This window comes from Cryobacterium sp. Y50 (assembly GCF_002929805.1).
GTDB lineage: Bacteria > Actinomycetota > Actinomycetes > Actinomycetales > Microbacteriaceae > Cryobacterium.
Genome location: NZ_PJJM01000069.1, coordinates 17869 through 37730, shown reverse-complemented (window position 1 = coordinate 37730; position 19862 = coordinate 17869). Strand labels below are relative to the sequence as shown.

18 protein-coding genes are annotated in these 19862 nt (G+C 65.9%); 10 read left to right on the top strand and 8 right to left on the bottom strand.

The window, feature by feature from the left end:
• Positions 1-102: 102 nt before the first annotated feature.
• Together CXY73_RS03785 and CXY73_RS03780 are read right to left on the bottom strand one after the other, a co-directional pair.
• Positions 103-477, bottom strand: coding sequence for a hypothetical protein (locus CXY73_RS03785; RefSeq protein ID WP_233198124.1), 375 nt, complete (start codon positions 475-477; stop codon positions 103-105).
• A 98-nt stretch (positions 478-575) separates the two neighbouring features.
• Positions 576-1436 carry an RDD family protein gene (locus CXY73_RS03780; protein WP_104176884.1) on the bottom strand — a complete coding sequence of 287 codons (861 nt, stop codon included), beginning with the start codon at positions 1434-1436 and terminating at the stop codon, positions 576-578.
• Positions 1437-1453: 17 nt separating this feature from the next.
• Here CXY73_RS03780 and CXY73_RS03775 point away from each other — a divergent pair, with 17 nt between their 5' ends.
• Complete coding sequence (locus tag CXY73_RS03775) at positions 1454-2449, top strand: stage II sporulation protein M (RefSeq protein ID WP_104176883.1); 996 nt, start codon at positions 1454-1456, stop codon at positions 2447-2449.
• A 118-nt stretch (positions 2450-2567) separates the two neighbouring features.
• On the opposite strand, the gene CXY73_RS03770 is transcribed toward CXY73_RS03775, so the two are convergent.
• The 5 genes from CXY73_RS03770 to CXY73_RS21805 are packed head-to-tail and all read right to left on the bottom strand — an operon-like array spanning position 2568 to position 7882.
• Positions 2568-3875: a DUF58 domain-containing protein gene (locus CXY73_RS03770; protein ID WP_104176882.1), complete on the bottom strand. Its 1308-nt coding sequence runs from the start codon at positions 3873-3875 to the stop codon at positions 2568-2570.
• Positions 3876-3877: 2 nt separating this feature from the next.
• A complete protein-coding gene (locus tag CXY73_RS03765) occupies positions 3878-4873 on the bottom strand; it encodes a MoxR family ATPase (RefSeq protein ID WP_104176881.1) in 996 nt (331 codons plus the stop codon).
• Complete coding sequence (locus CXY73_RS03760) at positions 4870-6105, bottom strand: DUF4350 domain-containing protein (RefSeq protein WP_104176880.1); 1236 nt, start codon at positions 6103-6105, stop codon at positions 4870-4872. The genes CXY73_RS03765 and CXY73_RS03760 overlap by 4 nt, the downstream gene beginning before the upstream one ends.
• A complete protein-coding gene (locus tag CXY73_RS21810; protein WP_158254017.1) occupies positions 6102-6764 on the bottom strand; it encodes a DUF4129 domain-containing protein in 663 nt (220 codons plus the stop codon). Before CXY73_RS21810 ends, CXY73_RS03760 begins: the two co-directional genes overlap by 4 nt.
• Positions 6761-7882: a hypothetical protein gene (locus CXY73_RS21805; RefSeq protein ID WP_158254016.1), complete on the bottom strand. Its 1122-nt coding sequence runs from the start codon at positions 7880-7882 to the stop codon at positions 6761-6763. Before CXY73_RS21805 ends, CXY73_RS21810 begins: the two co-directional genes overlap by 4 nt.
• Positions 7883-8036: 154 nt before the next feature.
• Between CXY73_RS21805 and mtrA the strand changes: the two genes are divergently transcribed.
• The 6 genes from mtrA (at position 8037) to secA (ending at position 16675) form a co-directional block, all read left to right on the top strand.
• Complete coding sequence (gene mtrA / locus CXY73_RS03750) at positions 8037-8717, top strand: MtrAB system response regulator MtrA (RefSeq protein WP_104176879.1); 681 nt, start codon at positions 8037-8039, stop codon at positions 8715-8717.
• 45 nt (positions 8718-8762) lie between these two features.
• Entirely contained in the window at positions 8763-10400 is a 1638-nt protein-coding gene (gene mtrB, locus CXY73_RS03745; RefSeq protein WP_104134466.1) for an MtrAB system histidine kinase MtrB, read from the top strand.
• Complete coding sequence (locus CXY73_RS03740) at positions 10393-12105, top strand: LpqB family beta-propeller domain-containing protein (RefSeq protein ID WP_104176878.1); 1713 nt, start codon at positions 10393-10395, stop codon at positions 12103-12105. Before mtrB ends, CXY73_RS03740 begins: the two co-directional genes overlap by 8 nt.
• A gap of 108 nt (positions 12106-12213) precedes the next feature.
• Positions 12214-12906 (top strand): ComF family protein, encoded by a 693-nt coding sequence (locus CXY73_RS03735; protein ID WP_104134464.1) that lies wholly within the window; start codon positions 12214-12216, stop codon positions 12904-12906.
• A 122-nt stretch (positions 12907-13028) separates the two neighbouring features.
• Complete coding sequence (hpf, locus tag CXY73_RS03730) at positions 13029-13733, top strand: ribosome hibernation-promoting factor, HPF/YfiA family (protein WP_104134463.1); 705 nt, start codon at positions 13029-13031, stop codon at positions 13731-13733.
• 140 nt (positions 13734-13873) lie between these two features.
• On the top strand, positions 13874-16675 hold the full coding sequence (gene secA, locus CXY73_RS03725) for a preprotein translocase subunit SecA (protein WP_104134462.1): 2802 nt from the start codon (positions 13874-13876) through the stop codon (positions 16673-16675).
• Positions 16676-16705: 30 nt separating this feature from the next.
• On the opposite strand, the gene CXY73_RS03720 is transcribed toward secA, so the two are convergent.
• The gene (locus CXY73_RS03720) at positions 16706-17146 is read right to left on the bottom strand and encodes an Rv3235 family protein (RefSeq protein WP_104176877.1); all 441 of its coding nucleotides are present in this window, start codon (positions 17144-17146) and stop codon (positions 16706-16708) included.
• 130 nt (positions 17147-17276) lie between these two features.
• Between CXY73_RS03720 and CXY73_RS03715 the strand changes: the two genes are divergently transcribed.
• From CXY73_RS03715 to CXY73_RS03705, 3 genes are all read left to right on the top strand, one after another.
• On the top strand, positions 17277-17876 hold the full coding sequence (locus CXY73_RS03715; RefSeq protein WP_104176876.1) for a hypothetical protein: 600 nt from the start codon (positions 17277-17279) through the stop codon (positions 17874-17876).
• An 83-nt stretch (positions 17877-17959) separates the two neighbouring features.
• Entirely contained in the window at positions 17960-18589 is a 630-nt protein-coding gene (locus tag CXY73_RS03710; RefSeq protein ID WP_104176875.1) for a hypothetical protein, read from the top strand.
• A 77-nt stretch (positions 18590-18666) separates the two neighbouring features.
• Entirely contained in the window at positions 18667-19851 is a 1185-nt protein-coding gene (locus CXY73_RS03705; RefSeq protein ID WP_104176874.1) for a regulator, read from the top strand.
• Positions 19852-19862 lie beyond the last annotated feature (11 nt).

Genomic DNA, 19862 nt, shown 5'->3' with positions numbered 1-19862 from the left:
CAGCGCCGATGGTACTGCAGGGGGGACCCTGTGGGAGAGTAGGACACCGCCGGACTTAACTTAGAAACACCAGAAAGGCCACCCTCGGGTGGCCTTTCTGCTTTAACACACCACCCACGGGTGGCCCTTTTGCGTTAACGTGCGTTGCCGGGACCATTCGTCGACGCGGGTGGCCCGTCGCTTTTCGCTGATGCAGGCTTCCCACGCTTGTCCAGTTGCGACGCGCCCAATCGGCGCGAGGGTAGCGACCTTCTCGCCGATCCACTCGTCTACGGCTGGCATGGCCATGACCAGTGCGAGGAGCTTCGCGGCCCCCGCTCCGATGATCACGGCGCGATTGATATAGACATAAAGAATCGGTGGAATCGCCGTGCCGAACACCGGTTCGGCCAGGAACACCTGGAGCCCCCCGAGTAGTGCGTTTAACGCAGCGAGGTCTCCAAACCCGACGCGCCGCCCACGTGTTTCAAGTGGCAACGAGCATGTTCTAGCTCGCACTCATCCGGTCGTTGACCTTGTCGAGACCGCCATCGACCAACGCGAGGTGGCCTGCAAAAACCAGCCACCGTGGTTCTCTAGCGGTTAGGAAAGCCATGGGGGAGGCTGGTCAAGACGGGGGCCAGGCGGGCGAGGCGCTCACGTTCGAGGAGGAGTGCGTTGTATTCACGTTCGCGGCGTACGGCGGCGACTCCAGCGAGAAGGTACTCGGCGGGAGCGTCGGGTAGCGGCGAAACAAACGGACTGACCTCGGCAGCCAGGGACTGAGCCAGGCGCTCGCGCGTGAGGGGAGTGAGGTGGGGCGACTGGCGCAGGTACTGGGCGACGCGGCGGGACAGACGGTCGTGCAGCTGGGCGATGTCGACGGTCTGGGACCAGGACGTGAGCGCCTCAGGGACGGGGCGAACGACCGCGCGATTGCGCGGCACGCGTTCGTGCTGGCTGTAGGTACCGGCGAGCAGATCACCGAGTCGCTTGGACCGGCCGTTGAGGAGGGCGACGGTTGCTGCTAGTCCGCCGACGGTCATCACAATCTCGAGCACGCCGGTGAGGGAACGGATGAAGGCGTGCCGCAGCGAGATCGCTCCGCCGTCGTCGCGCACAATGCGGGCGCCAATAGCGAGCTTGCCGAGTGAACGGCCCTGCGTGAGGGTTTCGACCAGCACGGGCACGATCAGGATCGAGAAGACCAGGGCGGCGATCACGAACGCCTGGGTGAGCGCCGCGTCGGTACGTTCTCCCAGGCTTACAAAAAAGGCCAGCAGAATGAGCAGGTAGAGGGCTGCGTAGGCAGCGGTGTCGATGATCGCGCCGGCAGCGCGCAGGATGACGCTGGCCGGCCGCACGTCGAGCGCAACCGCCTCACCGGTGACGAGCTCGTCGTCGCGCGCCAGGTCGTCACGTTCGGCACGATCAGACGGGCGCGCAGTCTCCTTCATGTCTACTATTGAACCAGATGGATCTAGATGCATACACGGCAGCGCATCGCGCCGACTGGGACCGCCTGACCGAGCTCGGGGCTCGTCGGCGCCTGACCGGTGCCCAAGCGGATGAGCTGATCGAGCGCTACCAGGCTGGAGCCACCCAACTCTCCGCCATCAAGTCCACCGCCGGGTCGACTCTGGAGGGAGACCGGCTGTCGGTCGGTCTGTCGCGGGCGCGGCTGAGGTTCACCGGCGTGAGTGCCAATGTTTTGGCCCAGATTCCCCGGTTCTTCCTGGCTCAGCTTCCGGCGGCGCTGTACCGATTGCGCTGGCTCACCCTCGCCGTCGCCGTTGTGACGTTCGTGGTCGCGGCGCTCTACGCCGGGTGGGCGTTCAACGATCCACAGGTGCTGGCCAACCTGGGAACGGATGCCCAACTCGCGCAGATCGCGAATGAGGATTTCGTGGGGTACTACTCGGCGAATCCGGCGGCTTCCTTTACCGGGTTGGTCTGGACCAACAACGCCTGGATCGCCGCGCAGTGCATCGCCTTTGGAATCGTCGGAGTGTACGTGCCGTTCATCATTTTGCAGAACGCGATGAACCTCGGCACCACGGCGGCCGTGATGTTCGCCTACGACAAGGGCGACGTGTTCTTTCTGTATATCGCCCCGCACGGTCTGCTCGAGCTCACCGCGATTTTTGTGGCGGCGGCCGGTGGACTGCTGATCTTTTGGGCCTGGATCGCTCCCGGCGCCCGTACCCGCGGGCAAGCCCTCGCCGAAGACGGCCGGGCGTTGTTCACGGTGGCTATCGGTCTGGTTTTCGTGCTGCTGGTGTCGGGCATCATTGAGGGCTTCGTCACCTCGCAGCCGTGGCCGTGGCCGGTCAAGATCGGCATTGGAGCGGTCGCGCTCGGTGCCTTTCTGGCGTACATGATCGTCGTTGGCGGCCGTGCCTTTCGGGCCGGCGAGACCGGCGACCTCGCCGAGTTTGAAGCTGGCAGTACCCGCATCTACAGCGCCTGACGGGTACCGCAAAATAGTTGCGGTCGTGCCTGTGCCAGGCTCGACCAGCGGAGTTGGTGATGACGCAAAGTTCTGCCCGACAACTTCGGCCGAGAAACCTGCGCCAGCGCCGTCTGAGTCAGAGCCGCCCGGCGGCCTTCAGCGCGATGTACCGGTCGGCCAGGGCCGGCGGAAGCTGCGCCGGGGAGTCGGTGACAACATCCGCTCCCAGCTGGCGGATCGCGGCCGATACGCGCGCCACGTCGAGCAAGGCCCGCTCAGCTGCCGCCGCCCGGTAAATCTCGTCGCGGCCACCGCGCTCACCGGCCGCAAGAACGGTGACCGGGTCGAGAACGGATGCCACCACGACCGTGTGCCGTTTGGTCAGCTGGGGCAGCACAGAGAGCAGCCCGGTCGACGCGCCAGCAGCGTCGATCGAGGTCAGCAGCACGATCAGGGCATGCTGGCTCGTGACAGAACGTACCTGGCCGGGAACTGCCGCCCAGTCCATTTCGATCAGCTCCGAGTCGATCAAAGCCATAGAATCGACCATTTGCGAGAGCAGCGCGGCCCCGCTGGCGCCCTGTACCCGACCGCGCACCCGCCGGTCGAAGGCGAGAAAGTCCACCCGGTCGCCGGCGACCGAGGCGAGGGCGGCGAGCAGCAGCGCGGCCTCGAACGCGGAGTCCAGCCGAGGTCCGTCGCTCACCCGAGCCGCTGAGGTGCGGCCGGTGTCGAGCACAATGACCACGCGGCGATCCCGCTCCGGCCGCCAGGTACGCACCATCACGTCGTTCCGCCGGGCGGTGGCCCGCCAGTCGATCGAGCGCACGTCGTCACCGCGCACGTATTCGCGCAGGGAATCGAATTCGGTACCCGGCCCGCGCACCATGACGCTGGTGCGCCCGTCGAGCTCCTTCAGCCGGGTGATGCGCGACGGCAGGTGTTTGCGAGCGTGAAATGGCGGCAGGACCCTAATGCGCCCGGGCGCGTTCAGGGTCACCTGACGGCTCCAGAGACCCAGCGGTCCGCGGGAGCGCACCGTCACCTGCAGAGCTCGACGTTCGCCCCGGCGAAAGGGCGTGAGCACGAGCGAAACGAGGCGCCGTTCTCCCGGCGGAATCTCGATCGGGGTGCGGTTGGTGCTGGCACCCGCTGACGGTTGCCAGGCGTCGCGCACCACGCCGACCAGGCGTCGACGGCCGGAATTACTGAGGTAGAGCCCGCTCGTGACCGATTCGCCGAGTCGAACGCGCTCGGGCAGCATCCGTTCGACGGTCAGTGCGCGCGGCGAGGCGGCGAGGGCGAGGTCGATGCCGCCGAGCACCGTCACCAGCAGCAGCCAGACAATAAGCAATCCGAAGGCAGCTGGCACCGTGTTTCCGAGCAGCACGATGGGCACCACGCCCAGGGCGACGAGTGCGACGAACCGTCCGCTGAACGTCATCGTTAGATCGGAACCTGAACCTGCTGTAGCACGCCGCGCAGAATCGCATCCACTGAGACGCCCTCGAGTTCAGCTTCCGGGCGTAGCTGCACGCGATGCCGCCAGACCGGCAATACCATTGCCTGCACGTGATCGGGCGTGATCGCGTCATAGCCACTCAGCCAAGCCCAGGCTTTGGCCGCGGCGAGCAGCGCGGTCGTGCCGCGTGGGCTTACGCCGAGTTTGACCGATGGACTCACGCGTGTGGCGCGGGCCAGATCGACGAGGTAGGCGAGCACATCCGCGCTCGAGCCGACGCGAGCAACGGCAGCCTGTGCGGCCGCGAGTTCCGTTGCGCCGAGTACCGCAGTGACGCCGGCACCGGCCAGGTCGCGCGGGTTGAATCCGGCCGCGTGGCGACGCAGCACCTCGATCTCCTCGGTGCGTTGCGGCACATCGAGCACGAGTTTAAGCAGAAACCGGTCGAGCTGAGCCTCGGGCAGCGTGTAGGTGCCCTCGTATTCGATCGGGTTCATGGTCGCGGCCACGACGAACGGCTCCGGCAGTTTGAGCGACTCGCCGTCGACGCTGACCTGACGTTCTTCCATCGCTTCGAGCAGTGCAGACTGTGTCTTCGGCGGCGTGCGGTTGATCTCGTCGGCGAGCATGATGTTGGTGAACACCGGCCCCCGCCGAAACTCGAACTCACCGGCCCGTGCGTCATAAATGAGCGACCCGGTCACATCGCCCGGCATCAGGTCCGGCGTGAACTGGATGCGTTTGGTATCGAGGCTCAACGCATGGCTGAGCGTGCGCACGAGCAGAGTCTTGGCGACGCCGGGAACTCCCTCGAGCAGCACATGTCCGCGGGCGAGCAGGGCGATGATCAGACCGGTCACCGCGCCGTCCTGGCCGACAACGGCCTTGCCGACCTCGGTGCGTACCCGGTTGAGCGACGCGCGCAGAGCTGCTGCCTCGTCGGTGACCGGCACTTGGGTAGGCGTGGTGGGAATCGTCATGGTTCCATTCTTTCGGCTGGATCGGATAAAGACTGTTGTGAAACGGATGCCGTCGCCCCCGCAGCGACGGCCCGGCTGGCCGCGCGTTCCAGAGCCTGCAGCGCGTCCGACAACGCCAGAAGCTGGGCATCAGTGGTGGGAACGGCCTCGACCAACACATTGCGCACCTCGGCCGACGTGCGCCCCGTGATCCCGGCAACGGTGAGCATGATCTCCTCCAGCTGGGCGAGGCGCCCAAGTCCGACGGTGCTGGCGAGTCGCTGCACAGCGCCGATTCGGAGCGCGTCGAGGGCGCGCAGCCGGGCATTGCCGCGCGCATAGAGCCGGGCGCGACCCTCCATGGTCTCGCTCGCCTTCACCGTGACCGGCAGGTTCTCGGCCACGAGCGGTCCAAACCGGCGTCCCCGCCAGAACGCAGCGGCCACGGCGGTCAGCCCGAGGAGCACCAGCACCGGGGTCACCCAGCCGGGCGTCAGCGCGGCGAGCGAAGGTGGCCCGGTGCGGGGCAGGTCGGCGAGCGTCGGCAGGTACCAGATCAGGGAATCGCTCTGTCCGAGCAGGCCGAGGGCCAACGCAGCGTTTCCATAGCCGGCCACGTTCTCGTTGTTGAACACCCGCAGGTCGGCAACCAGCGTGGCCCGGCCGTTCGCGACCACCGAGAATGTGTTGTCGCCGGTCGGAAAACAACCGATGAGCAGGGAATCGGCCGGGAGGGACAGCGTGTCGCCGCCAGGAATCAGCTCCTCGGCGCGGTTGGCAGCGGGTAGGGCGCAGTCGGCGACGAGCGATTTCGCGCCGGACACTCCACCGAAACCGACGGTCGGGGCGAGCGACTGCAGGGTGAGAAAGTCCGGTGCCACGACGATGGTGCGTGCCGCCAGCCGGGTCAGCTGGGTCAGCTGGGAATCGACCAGATAGCTGTTTTCGTCGTAGAGCAGAACCGTTGAATCCGTTTCGGCCAAGCTCCGCACCGCAGCCAGGGAATCGGCCAGCGTCACGGTGACGCCCTGCTGGCGCAGCACCTCGACCAAGGCCATCGAACCGGCCGGAGCGGGGTTGTCCCCGGCCAGCGCGCGGCCGGCGACGTTGGCGCCGCCCGACACGAGCACGGCGACGATGGCCACCAGGATGATGCCGGCACCGGCGAAGGTCCAGAATGAGGAACGGTGTAGCTGGGCGCGCAGGGTCGGCGTGGCGACATCCGTTTCACCAATGATCGAGGGCGCGCTCACAGCACTCCAGCCAGCGTCGCGGGCGATGCCACTTCGAGCTCGGCGTCCAGCGCCGCGAGGGCGCGATACTCCGCCTCCGTGCCTGTCTGCTCGAGATAGCGCACGCGGTCGAAAACGTCAGCGGCGCTCGAGAGGGCATCACGGACCTGGGGGAATGCGAGCCCGGCGCGCGCCGCGAAATCGTGCGCGGTCGTGCCAGGAGCTGCTGTGAGTACGGTGCGTTCGGTGAGCCCGCGAGTCACTGCGCGAAAAATCTCTTCACAGGCGAGGCTCCACTGCCCGGCGTTGGCAGCGAGAGAGGCCGCTGCGCGCATTTCAGTGCTGCTGCGCTGGTCGACGGACCCGAACAACTCGCCGCTGAGCCGCCGACGTCGAGCCAGTTTCGGAGCCCCGAACACCAGCCAGCTGGCAACGACCGCCGCGATCACGACCAGGGTTGCGAGTACCGGCAGCCAGTTGGCGCCGCCACCGGACGGCATCGTCAGCGACTGCAGCCAGTCCAGAAAAGTTTGCGCGACCCGATCGAACCAGGTCGGCTTAGCCGCGATATACGGTGCCTTGGCGAGTTCCTCGCGCAGCCAGCTGCGGGCATCCGGTGCGTCGGGATCAACCGGTACACCTAGAACACCAATCGTTCCAAGCACCAAAGCCAAAGTCATGGCGCCGAGCGCCCGGGAACCAGATACGGGTCCGGCACTTCGAAGCCCTGCGCCGCCGACTCCACGTACCGCGCGAGTTCCAGATCGAGGCCCTCTTTGCGCATGCGCAGGTCGAGGTAAATGAGCGCGACAGCCGCCGACTGTACGACGGCGGCCACCGCGGCGATCGGGATGGCGACGAGGAGTGAGACCACGACGGTGATGATCGTCGACTCTTCGAGGAACGCACCGTTGGGGTCGACCAGCACGGTTCCGAAACCGAGCACGAGCGAGACCGGAAAGCTGACGACCTGGCTGATGACCTGCACAATCAGGCCGACCAGCAGCAGCACGCCGAGCGTGCGCCAGAAATAGCCGCGAGTGAGCGACCATGATCGAATAACGGATGCCCGCACGCCCAAATTTTCGAGCACGATCAGGCTCGGCACCACACTGGTCTTGGTATAAAAGTAGAAGCCCGCAGCCGCGAGCAGGAGCCCGCCAAAGACGCCGACCAGAACCCCGGCGACGATGCCCGCGACACCGCCGACGGTGACCAGCAGCACCACGATGCCGGCAATCACGGCTACGCCGAGGAGCAGCGCGCCGCTAATGAGGAGCGTCCACAGCGCCAATGGCCAGAGGCGGGTCGCCGCTCGCCGCCACAGAGCGCTCAGTCTCTGCTTTTCGCCGAGGGTCGCGCGGGCCACCTCGACCACGATGATGGCCTGCAACAGTGACGAGGCGATAACGGTCAGGGTCAGCGGAATAATGGCCGACAGGATGCCGGTCAGCACTGAGCCGGCCGCGACGGTGTCCTGCTGGTCGAGCGGGGCGCTATCTATCCGGTCGAACGCCCACAACGTGATCAGGCCGACAACCAGCACGGTGACCAGCATGATGACCGCCTGAATGATCAGACCGCTGCCGAACGTGGCCTTGGGGTTTCGCCGCAACACTTGAAAGGATGCCCCGAGCAGGGCGCCGAGGCCGATCGGGCGCAGTGGGATCAACCCGGGCTTGGGCGGCGGCGCCCAGCCCTGCCCCGAACCGGGGCCCTGGTAAGAGGGTGTCGGCGTGGCAAACTCCCCGTATTGGGGCGGAACGGGGGAGTCGGGGGCTTGCCAGTGGTCGGTCACCGTTCCATGCTGGCACAGGTCGCTCGAAGAAATGCCCGCGCGACCACTCTGTCAGCGGTCTCGGCTACTCTTATGCCAGACTTTGCCCTACTCATCGGGCAATCTGCCCCGCGCACCATCAGAACACACCTGACCTTGTTCTGGAAAGAGACCCATGACCGCACGCATTTTGGTTGTCGACGACGACACCGCCCTGTCCGAGATGATCGGCATCGTTTTGCAGGGCGAAGGCTTCACCCCGGGCTACTGCGCCGACGGATCACTCGCCCTCGACATTTTTCGCACCGAGAAGCCCGACTTGGTGCTGCTCGACCTCATGCTGCCCGGTCTCGACGGCATCGAGGTCTGCCGCCTGATCCGGGCCGAATCCGGCGTGCCCATCATCATGCTCACGGCCCGCTCAGACACAACTGATGTGGTCAAGGGGCTTGAATCCGGCGCGGACGACTACATGGTCAAGCCGTTCAACCCCAAGGAACTCGTCGCCCGCATCCGTACCCGCCTGCGTCCGCCGGCCGTCGACGGTACGCTGAGCCTGCACATCGGCGATCTCGTAGTGAACGCGGTCGGCCACGAAGTCACCCGCGGCGAGGTATCGATCAACCTCACCCCGCTCGAATTCGACCTGCTGCTGGCCCTCGCCTCCAAACCGCAACAGGTGTTCACCCGAGAGATGCTGCTGGAGCAGGTCTGGGGTTATCACTATAAAGCTGACACCCGGCTGGTAAACGTGCACGTGCAACGGCTGCGAGCCAAGGTCGAGCACGACCCGGACAATCCGAAAATTGTCATGACGGTGCGCGGTGTCGGCTACCGTGCCGGTGTCGTCAGCTAGCCCCACCATGAACGTCAGTCAACAGCAGATCCGGTGGGGCTCCCCATGCCGCAACTAACCTATTGGAGCAGGCCGCGCAACTGGCCGCGTCTGCTGCGTTCGTCGTGGCGATCCTCGCTGCAGTTTCGCACGGTGACCACTTCGGTCGCCTTCTCCGGGCTGGCCATCCTCGTCGTTGGCGTTTATATGTCGGTTAGCATCGGCAATGACCTGTTTCAGTCCCGGCTCAGCCAGGTGCTGCTCGATTCTAACCGGGCGGCGAGCGCCGCGCAGAGCCTGTTCGATTCCTCGGACGCCACGGACCGGGTGCAGGTACAGAACCTCCTCAGTTCCGCCCGAACCTCCATCTCCGCGACGTCATCGAGCCGGCTGGTCGCCGTGCTTCGCGTGCCTGGCCAGGAATCGTCGACCGTGGCGCCGCAGGATTCGTCGACGTTCGGGCAGTCCACCGGGGTGATCGGCGCCGACCTGCGCACCCAGATCCAGGGCAACAACGGTGAGCAATTCTGGCAATCGGTCACCCTGACCGGCGAGACGACGACCATCCCCGGCATCGTCGTGGGCTCGCAGATCACCGTTCCGGTCGCGGGCCGCTACGAGCTGTACATCGCGTACAGCTTGCAAGACGCCGAAGCGACGCTACTCTTCGTACAGCAGACGCTCGGTGTCGCCGGTGTCGCCCTCGTGCTGCTGATCGGTGCGGTGACCTGGATCGTGGTTCGTTTCGTCGTCACGCCACTGCGGGTGGCCGCCGAAACCAGCCAGAAACTGGCCTCCGGCGACCTCATGGTGCGCATCCCGGAGAAGGGCGAAGACGTCATCGCCACGCTCGCGCGCTCATTCAACGGCATGGCCGACAGCCTGCAGAGTCAGATTCGTGAACTCGCCGACCTGTCCGAGGTACAACAACGCTTTGTGTCGGATGTCTCGCACGAACTGCGCACGCCGCTCACGACCATCCGCTTGGCCGGTGATGTGCTCTACGACCAGCGGGCGAGTTTTCCGCCGGCGACCGGGCGCACGGCCGAACTGCTGCACACCCAGGTCGAGCGGTTTGAGTTGCTGCTGAGTGACCTGCTCGAGATCAGCCGCTACGACGCCGGCTCGGTTGAGCTGGAGAGCGAACCGACGAACCTGGTCTATCTCGCCGAGGACGCCATCGACAGCCTGCGGTCCCTGGCCGAAACCAAGGGCAGCGAATTACAGCTGGTGGCGCCGGGCGGGTATCTGAACGCCGACGTCGATCCGCGACGCATCCGCCGGGTGCTGCAGAACCTCATCGGCAACGCCATCGAGCACGGTGAGGGCAAACCGGTCGTGGTGTCGGTCGACAGTGACGCGAAGGCCGTTGCGCTCGCCGTGCGTGATTACGGCCTCGGAATGAGCCAGGCCGAGGTCGCGCACGTCTTCGACCGGTTCTGGCGCGCTGACCCGTCGCGTCAGCGCACGATCGGCGGCACCGGCCTGGGGCTGGCGATCTCGCGGGAAGACGCGAGCGTGCACAACGGATGGCTGCAAGTGTGGTCCCGTCCCGGGGAGGGTTCCTGCTTTCGGCTGACTCTGCCCCGCACCTCCCAGGGCCTGCTCGAATCCTCGCCCCTTCCGCTGCCACCCGCCGACGCCACGGACCAGCTCGGCGAGTCCGGGCACGTTCCCACTCTGGGCGGAGGCCCGCATGCATAACCACCATTCATCGTGGCGCGGCTGGCTCGGCCGTGTTGTACCGGCCGGGCTGGTCGCGATCGCGTTGGCTTTCGGCCTGGGCGGCTGTACCGGCATTCCGCGTGACGGGGTGGTGCACGCCGGCACGGACCTCGCCCCCGACGCCAACCCGGCACCGGTCTTTCTCCCGGCGCTGCCGCAGAAGGACGCGTCAACGGATTCCATTCTGCGCGGGTTCATCGATGCGTCCTCGAGCCCGGAAAACAACTACGATATCGCTCGTCAATTTCTCGTTCCGGAGTTCGGCTCCGTCTGGGACCCCACCGTCGGAGTCACGGTCGACAACGGCTCCGGGCGTACCCTCACGGTCGTTGACGAGGGCACAACGCTCGTGGCCGTCACGCCGATCGCCGAAGTGGACGAGGCCGGCGAATACCGCGAGGTCGACGCCACCCCGGTTCCGTTGCGCTACGAATTTGCGAAGGTCGGGGATCAGTGGCGCATCAGCGCGGCCCCCAATGGCACCGTCATTGACGAAAACACCTTCAACGACGTGTTCAGCGCCCAGCCGGTGTACTTCTACGACCCAGGGTTTCGCTACCTGGTGCCGGACCTGCGCTGGTTTCCGCGCGGAGCATCCGCCCCCACCAAACTGGTCAACGCCGTGCTCGCCGGGCCGAGCGCCTGGCTGGACGGCGCGGTCGCCACGGCGTTCCCGGCCGGGTCCAAACTCACCGCTGACGCGGTGCAGGTTGTCGGGCGCCAGGCCATGGTCGATCTAAACAGCGAGGCGCTCAACGCCGATCGGCAAACCCTGCAGCGCATGAAAGTGCAGCTCGTGGCCAGCCTGCCAGCAGGTCTGTCCGTTGACATCACGATCGACCAGAACTCCCAGTCCATCGACGACCTGCAATCGGGGGCTCCCACGGTGAGCCCGCGCGTCGACGCCCGCGCGCTCGTCTTGCGCGGCGGTGAATTCGGCTTTCTCGCCGCGACCGGGCAAAGCATCACCCCGCTCGACGGGCTGTCGGCGACCATCGCCCAGCTGGCCCCCACCGCGGTGACGCTTTCGTCCGGCCAAGGAACGGCCGCAGTCCTCGCCGCCGACGGAGTTTACGTCGTGCGCGTCGGCGACGCTCCCGAGCTGCTCGATTCTCGCTCGGGGCTGCTCGCGCCGTCCATCGACAACGACCGCTTCGTCTGGTCGGTGCCGTCGAACGATCCGAGCGCGCTGGTCGTCTACAGCCCAACGGGGGAAGCGACCGTGTTGCCGACACCGTGGCCGGAGGCGACGTCGATTACCGCCCTGAAAATCTCCCGTGACGGCTCCCGTCTGATCGCCCTACTCGGCACCGGATCCGAAACCCGATTCGTGGTCGCATCGATCATTCGTGCAGGGTCGGTTCCTACCGGCATCGGACCGCCGGTACTGCTGGCCGGAGGCGGAGGGGTCGGCCTCGATGCGACCTGGATCGACGAATTGACCGTCGCCTCGCTCGGTACCCTGCCCAGCGGCGAGTCCCGCATCGTCACGCAACAGCTCGGTGGCGTCAGCTCTACCCTGGAATCGCCCGCGAGCAGCCGGTTCATCGTCGGCAGCAACTCGGTGCGTGACCTGCGCGCTCTCACCGACATGGGCAGCCTCGAAGTGCAACGCGGAGCGGGGTGGCAAGCCCGCATCGACGACGTCACGCTGCTCGCCACTCAGCAGGGTCTCGGCGGCTGAGTGCGCACTGAAGCCGGCCGACTCCTGTACCGGCGGCGCCGGGCGCGGCCGTCCACCACTCACCCGCTTGCGCCATCCCGCACCCGCAGCATCGGGCACACTGGCGCCATGAGCCACCGGCTGCGTGACCACCTGGCCGCTGCGGCCTTGGATGCCTGGGCGGCGCTGCTGCCCACCTCCTGTAGCGGCTGCGGAGCCGCTGACCGTGCACTGTGCGCGGACTGCCGGCTGGCCCTGCTCCCGGCCGTGCATCCGGTCACCCGCGACGACGCCCGCATCTGGTCGGGGCTCACTTACGAGGGAGTGGCTCGTCACGTGATCGCCGCCTACAAAGACAACGGGCGAACGGATGCCGCCGCCGCACTGGCCGCACCGCTGCGAGCGGCCATCGTGGCCGCGCTCGCTGCCGCACCGAGCCTGCCCGCACTCCACCAGGTCGCGCCGCGCCCGACCGGAATCGAGCTCGTGACCATTCCCTCCTCGCACCGGGCCTGGCAGGTGCGCGGCTACCACCCGGTCGATGCTCTGCTGCATCGCGTCGGCCTGAACCCGGCCCCGTTGCTTGCCCAGCGCGGCGTGGTCAGCGATCAGGTCGGCTTGGGCCGCGCGGAGCGCGCCGCGAACAAAGACCACAGCCTCATCGCCCGACATCCACTCAACGGAGTGGCTGTGATCCTGGTCGACGACATCGTGACCACCGGCGCAACGCTGCTCGAGGCGCGCCGCGCCGTGTTCGCTGCTGGCGGCACCGTCGTTGGCCTGGCCGCACTGGCCGAAACACGGCGTCTGCTGCCGGGATAGCGACCGGTTGCACAAACTGGTTGACAAATACTGTGACTTATCCCATTGCCCCGGCTACGGTGGAGACAAAGGCGCGCAATGATCGCCCGGTTTGTGGGCGGTCCGTCAAACTGGAGGTCGTCATGGAAACTAACATCGTCGGACGCAACCTTGGGATCACTGATCGTTTCCGGGATTACGCGACGGAGAAGGCTGAGAAAATCGCCCTCCTTGCGGAGAAGGCCGTCGCACTCGAAATCAAGGTCAGTCGCCACCACGAGAAGAACGGTGCAGCCGCTGGCAATGACCGGGTTGAACTCACCCTGATCGGCAAGGGTCCGCTCGTTCGGGCCGAAGCAGATGGATCCGACAAGTACGCTGCCTTCGATGTGGCGCTCGGCCGTTTGCTTGAACGCGTTCGCCGCGCCAAGGACCGCAAGAAGGTGCACCGCGGTGGAGCCCACCGCCCCACGTCGCTGCACGAGGCATCCGCGGTCGGGTTCAGTGTCATCGACATCACTCCGGCCAACCCCGAAACGCTCGAGCGGGTGCGCACCGGCGCGATTCCCATCGTGCAAGCGGATGCCCCCGCCGTCGCGGACGAGGAAGAGTACTGCCCCGTCGTCATCCGTCGCAAGGTCTTCGCCGCTGCGCCCATGTCGGTCGACGATGCGCTCTACTTCATGGAGTTGGTCGGGCACGACTTCTACCTGTTCCAGGACATCGAAACCAAGCGTCCGAGTGTGGTCTACCGCCGCAAGGGTTGGGACTATGGAGTCATCGAACTCGATAGTGCTTCGAGTGAGTTGCACGAGGCTGTGCCTGTTGCCAGCGGGCGTGCCAACTGACCAACTAGCATTACCTTAGTTGCCGACCAGGTCGGCGCTCTGGCATCTGCCAGACGAGAGGCGCAGGCGGGTGCTGCGGGAGCGGTTCAATCGAGCTTCCGCAGCGCGTGTCTGCACCGTTTGACTAGTGGAGTACATTCGTGGCGTCAATTCTTGAAAAGGTTCTTCGTGTTGGTGAAGGCCGCGTTCTGCGCCGCCTGGAAAACTACGCGAAGGCCATCAACGCGCTGGAAGAGGACTTCCACGAGCTCACCGACGAGGAACTCAAGAACGAGACCGTCACCCTGCGGGAACGGTACTCCAACGGCGAATCGCTCGACGATCTGCTCCCCGAGGCGTTCGCGGCCGTGCGCGAGGCGAGTACCCGCACCCTGGGGTTGCGGCACTTCGACGTGCAGCTCATGGGTGGGGCAGCACTGCACCTCGGCAACATCGCCGAGATGAAGACCGGCGAGGGCAAGACCCTGGTCGCCACCACTGCCGCCTATCTCAACGCCATCAGCAGCCGCGGCGTGCACGTCATCACGGTCAATGACTACCTGGCGAGTTACCAGAGCGAGCTTATGGGCCGCGTCTTCCGCGCCCTTGGCATGACGACCGGATGCATCGTCTCCGGTCAGACGCCGGCTGCGCGTCGGGAAATGTATGCCGCTGACATCACCTACGGCACCAACAATGAATTCGGTTTCGACTATCTGCGCGACAACATGGCCTGGCAGGCCAGCGATATGGTGCAGCGCGGTCACTACTTCGCCATCGTCGACGAGGTCGACTCGATCCTCATCGACGAGGCACGCACCCCCCTGATCATTTCCGGACCGGCTTCCGGCGAAGCTAACCGCTGGTTCAACGAGTTCGCCAGCCTGGCCAAACGCCTGGTTCCCGACGAAGACTTCGAGGTCGACGAGAAGAAGCGCACCATCGGTGTGCTCGAGCCCGGCATCGAAAAGGTCGAGGATTACCTCGGCATCGACAACCTGTACGAATCGGCCAACACCCCGCTGATCTCGTTCCTGAACAACGCGATCAAGGCGAACGCCCTGTTCAAGAAGGACAAGGACTACGTCGTGATGAACGGCGAGGTGCTCATCGTCGATGAGCACACCGGCCGAATCCTGATGGGCCGTCGATACAACGAGGGCATCCACCAGGCCATCGAAGCCAAGGAGGGCGTCGCGGTCAAGGCCGAGAACCAGACCCTGGCCACGGTCACCCTGCAGAACTACTTCCGCCTCTACTCCAAGATCTCCGGCATGACGGGAACGGCTGAAACCGAGGCCGCCGAGTTCATGAGCACCTACAAGCTCGGCGTGGTGGCCATCCCCACCAACAAACCGATGAAGCGCCTCGACCAGTCCGACCTGATCTACAAGAACGAAGAGTCCAAGTTTCGGCAGGTCGTCGAGGACATCGTCGAGCGCCATGCGGCCGGGCAGCCAGTTCTGGTCGGCACCACGAGCGTGGAAAAGAGTGAATACCTGTCGCGTCTGCTCGCCAAGAAGGGCGTGCGGCACGAGGTGCTCAACGCCAAGAACCACGCCCGTGAGGCCGCGATCGTCGCGCAGGCCGGTCGCCTCGGCTCGGTAACGGTGGCCACCAACATGGCCGGTCGTGGTACCGACGTGATGCTCGGCGGCAACGCCGAATTCATCGCCGTCGCCGAGATGAACGCGAAGGGTCTCAGCCCGATTGACACCCCCGACGAGTATGAACTCGCCTGGGATGACGTCTTCACCGCGGTGAAGGCCGACGTGGCCGCAGAGGCTGACAAGGTCATCGCCGCCGGTGGCCTCTACGTGCTCGGCACCGAACGGCACGAGTCGCGTCGCATCGATAACCAGCTGCGCGGACGCAGCGGTCGTCAGGGTGACCCTGGCGAGAGCCGCTTCTACCTCTCCCTCACCGACGACCTGATGCGCCTGTTCAACGCCGGCGCCGCCGAAGCCCTGATGGGGCGTCAGGGGGTGCCCGACGACATGGCGATTGAGTCGAAGGTCGTCAGCCGGGCCATTCGCAGCGCCCAGTCGCAGGTCGAGGGTCGCAACGCTGAGATTCGCAAGAACGTGCTCAAGTATGACGACGTGCTCAACCGCCAGCGCGAAGCGATCTACGGCGACCGCCGGCACATCCTCGAGGGTGACGACCTGCACGAGCGCACCCAGACCTTTCTCACCAACGTCATCGACGAGGTGCTCGACGTACACGCAGGCGAAGGCAACGGCGACGACTGGGACTTCGATGCCATGTGGACCGAGCTCAAGACGCTCTACCCGGTGGGATTGACCATCGACGAGGTTGTGTCAGAAGCCGGCGACAAGGGCAAGATCAACCGCGACTTCATGCGCCGCGAGATTCTCTCCGACGCCAAGCTCGCCTACACTCGGCGAGAAGAATCCCTCGGCTCTCCGGCCATGCGCGAGCTCGAACGGCGCGTGGTGCTGTCGGTCATCGACCGCCGCTGGCGCGACCACCTGTACGAGATGGATTACCTGAAGGACGGTATCGGCCTGCGCGCGATGGCTCAGCGCGATCCTCTGGTCGAGTACCAGCGTGAAGGCTTCGCCATGTTCCAGCAGATGATGGGACAGATTCGCGAAGAAACGGTCGGATTCCTGTTCAACCTCGACGTCGAGGTGACGGCCGGAGCAGTCGCCGGACCGGTCGTCGCAGCTAAGGGCCTCACCCCAGCCGACGCGCCGGAGGAGAAACTCAGCTACACCGCCCCGAGCGATTCCGGCGGAGTCGAGGTGCGCAACCAACGCGGTCAGATTCAGCAGGCCGCCACCGATCGGGCCAGACGCACGGCCACCGTCGCGGCGAGCGACGACGAGCCGACCGAGCCGGTCGGAGCGCCCCAGCGCGGAGCCTTCGGTCAGAAAACCGAGGGTGCTGCCCCGGTGAACCGGGCGGAGCGTCGCTCGCAGGGTAAGAAAACAACGTAGCGGTTCGGTCGCCTCGGTTTTGGTTGTGCTTTACAGCACGACCAAGACCGAGGCGCGCCACCGCCGGTCCATCCCCTTCAAACAGATCGCGACCGCATAGCTCCGGTGCTGCTCGAACACGACGACGACGGCGTCCAGGCCTCCATTGTCGCGCTTCACCTGGGTGACGTGGCCGATGGCGAGCCGGGGGCGGTCAGCGACCTGGCCGGTGATAGCGCGCGCCCGCGCCGCGATCGACGCTCGAATGCGCAGGTGGGCATAGACGTCGTCGGTCACCCAGCTCGCGAGGTGCTCAATCTGCCGGACTCCGGCGATGACCTCGAAGGCGCAGATCGCCAGGGCCCGAAGCAGTGGTTCCGGATCGGGCAGCTCCGCCCGGGTACTCGGTTGGGGACCGAAGAACTCGTCGTCTTCGCTTCGCTCCCGCCGAAGGGCTTGCGCATTCGATTCGCTGCTACCGGGTGACGGCATAATGCCTCCTGACGTCGAGCACGAGCTGCAATGGCGCAAACCTAAGCAGCATTGCTCCGGCACTGTCGAGGGCTTAAAAAGCCTGTGGACAACGCGAGCGAGAACGCCCGGATTCGGCTACTTTCGGTGTGTGCGCTGGGATGATTTGTTTGATGACCTCGAAGGGCAACTCGACTACGAGCTGCAGGCCGAGGTCGCTGACTTGTGCCTGCACGAGGAACGGCAGCGTCTGGAGAAGCTCTCCCTGCGCACTCGGCTGAGCAACGTGGTGCGGTCCGCGAGCCTCGGCAGCGCCCTCCGGCTGCGCGTGGTGCTCGTGTCGGGCGAAACGCTCGCGCTTCGTCCGACCGCGCTGGGCCGGGACTGGCTGGCAGCCGACCTGCTCGACTCCCAGAGTACTCGCGGCCAGTGCGTGGTCCCGCTAGCGGCCATCGCCGGAGTCTTGCTCGACGAGGAACAGATCAGGGCGTCGTTGGCCGTGGAATCTGCAGCGACCGGTCGGGGAATCGAACGGGTCGGATTGCCATTCGTGCTTCGCAACTTGTGCCGGCGCCGACGTGCCGTGGAGCTGGATACCCGGGCCGGTGTGGTGGCCGGGACCATCGACCGGGTGGCGCGCGACCACATTGATCTGGCGGTGCATCCGCTCGGAACGTTGCGCCGTGGCCCCGAAATCGCTCACTACCGCATCGTGCCGGTCTGGCAGATCCATGTCATCCGGCTGAAATGACGCTGCCCTGTGGAGAACTTTTCCACCGGGCGGCACGGTGGGCCACGATAAGAGCGAATCCTTCCAGACAAGCGAGGTAGCGGATGATGTCACACGGTTCCACACGTACGCGCCGCCGCTTCTGGGTGGACCCCCGATTCGTCATCGGCCTCGTGCTCGTCACCGCGTCGATTGTCGGCGTGGGTGTGATCGTTGCCGGCAGTGACCGCACCACGGCGGTGTACACCGCACGCCACACGCTCACCGTCGGCGATCGCCTCACAAAGACCGACCTCGTCGAAACCCGGGTACGGCTGGGCGGAGCCGCCGACCTCTATCTGTCGCCCACGGTCGCGCCCGGCCTGCTGGTCACCCAGACCATTCTGGCCGGGGAACTCGTGGCGCGCTCCGCGGTCGGAGAAGCAGCCGGGGAACTGACGACCAGTGTCGTCGTGGACGTTCCCGGCCGGTTGGCTGCCAGGGTCGTGTCCGGTTCGGTGGTGGACATCTGGTCGGCGCGGGCGACCGGACCAGCCGAATACGCGCCGCCGACGATTCTCGTGGCGCAGGCTGTCGTGGTGCGCATCGTGATCCCGACCGGCATCATCGCCGCCGACAATGGTCAATCCGTGGAATTGCTCGTGCCGAAGGTGAACGTCGCCGACGTGCTTGAAGCGATCATGAACGGTGACGCCCTCGCGATCGTTCCGGTCAACACCCCCGTGGTTCCCTGATGGCCCGGGTCGCGCTCGTGCTGGACCGAGCGACCGAACAACGCATGCTGGCAGACATCATCTAGTGCGGGCACAGTGTGGTGACGCGCGTAGATAGCGCCCGGGATTTTCTGGAAACGCTGTCGCACGGGCAGCCGCACGTCGTCGTGGTCAGCGGTCGGCGGGAATCACTGACCGGCCAGCTGATCGCCGCCTGCGATGAGCGGGGCATCCGGGTCGTCGCCATCGCCGCATCGGAACAGGAACGTCGGCACGCCGCCTCGCTCGGCCTGTACGAAACCGTGGCCATGCCCTGCGACTGGGCGGAGATCGAAGACCTGCTCGTCTCGGGCGTGGTGGTGCCGCTACGCGTGGGGGATCGGCACTTCACCGGCGGCGCGCTCAGTGCCGGCTCCGTCATCGCGGTGTGGGGCCCGTCCGGGGCGCCCGGGCGCACCACGCTGGCCATCAACATTGCGGCCGAAATCGCCGCAGCCGGCCACACCGTGGTGTTGGCAGACGTCGACACCTACGGTGCGTCGATCGCGCCGCGGCTCGGTATGCTCGACGAGGCGCCCGGCTTTGCCGCCGCCTGCCGTCTGGCTGGCAGCGACAGCCTGAACCGCTCAGAACTCGAGCGCATCGCCCAGCGCTACAACTCCCCGAAGGGCGCCTTCTGGGTACTGACCGGTCTCGGCCGGCCGTCTCGGTGGCCGGAACTGTCGACCGAGCGGGTCACCCGCACGATCGATGCGTTGCGACACTGGGTTGATTACGTGGTGCTGGACACCGGATTCAATCTGGAGAGCGACGAGGAATTGAGCAGCGATCTACTAGCACCGCGGCGCAACGCGGCCACGGTGACCGCGCTGCGGATGGCCGACCACGTCGTCGCCTGCGGACTGGCCGACCCAATCGGCATGGCGCGGTTTTTGCGGTCCTGGGTGGATCTGGCCGAGGTTACGACCGGCCGCGCGATGAGTGTTGTGATCAATCAGGTGCGGGCGAGCGCCCTGGGGCTCAATCCGCGTGGGCAGGTCTTGAAAACTCTCAAGCTGCTCGGCAACATCGACTCTGCCGTTCTGGTGCCGCACGATCAGGTCGCTCTCGATACCGCCGTACTGACCGGTCACACCCTGCGGGACGGGGCGCCGAAGTCCCCGGCGCGCGTCAGCATCCGTCGATTTGTGCTCGACGAGCTGATCGTCGCTGCGGTCGGCCAAACCGAGCAGTTGCCGCGTCGGGTGCGCTGGCCTGGCCGTAAGGCTGTCCCGGCGCTCTGATCCGATCGGTA

What these genes read in the sequence shown, in the direction of transcription:
- CXY73_RS03775 (WP_104176883.1), top strand. Translation starts at nt 1,454, where the DNA reads ATGGATCTAGATGCATACACGGCAGCGCATCGCGCCGACTGGGACCGC.
- CXY73_RS03780 (WP_104176884.1), bottom strand. Translation starts at nt 1,436, where the DNA reads ATGAAGGAGACTGCGCGCCCGTCTGATCGTGCCGAACGTGACGACCTG.
- CXY73_RS21810 (WP_158254017.1), bottom strand. Translation starts at nt 6,764, where the DNA reads ATGACTTTGGCTTTGGTGCTTGGAACGATTGGTGTTCTAGGTGTACCG.
- CXY73_RS03765 (WP_104176881.1), bottom strand. Translation starts at nt 4,873, where the DNA reads ATGACGATTCCCACCACGCCTACCCAAGTGCCGGTCACCGACGAGGCA.
- CXY73_RS03735 (WP_104134464.1), top strand. Translation starts at nt 12,214, where the DNA reads ATGAGCCACCGGCTGCGTGACCACCTGGCCGCTGCGGCCTTGGATGCC.
- CXY73_RS03740 (WP_104176878.1), top strand. Translation starts at nt 10,393, where the DNA reads ATGCATAACCACCATTCATCGTGGCGCGGCTGGCTCGGCCGTGTTGTA.
- CXY73_RS03710 (WP_104176875.1), top strand. Translation starts at nt 17,960, where the DNA reads ATGATGTCACACGGTTCCACACGTACGCGCCGCCGCTTCTGGGTGGAC.
- hpf (WP_104134463.1), top strand. Translation starts at nt 13,029, where the DNA reads ATGGAAACTAACATCGTCGGACGCAACCTTGGGATCACTGATCGTTTC.
- mtrA (WP_104176879.1), top strand. Translation starts at nt 8,037, where the DNA reads ATGACCGCACGCATTTTGGTTGTCGACGACGACACCGCCCTGTCCGAG.
- mtrB (WP_104134466.1), top strand. Translation starts at nt 8,763, where the DNA reads ATGCCGCAACTAACCTATTGGAGCAGGCCGCGCAACTGGCCGCGTCTG.
- CXY73_RS03770 (WP_104176882.1), bottom strand. Translation starts at nt 3,875, where the DNA reads ATGACGTTCAGCGGACGGTTCGTCGCACTCGTCGCCCTGGGCGTGGTG.
- CXY73_RS03720 (WP_104176877.1), bottom strand. Translation starts at nt 17,146, where the DNA reads ATGCCGTCACCCGGTAGCAGCGAATCGAATGCGCAAGCCCTTCGGCGG.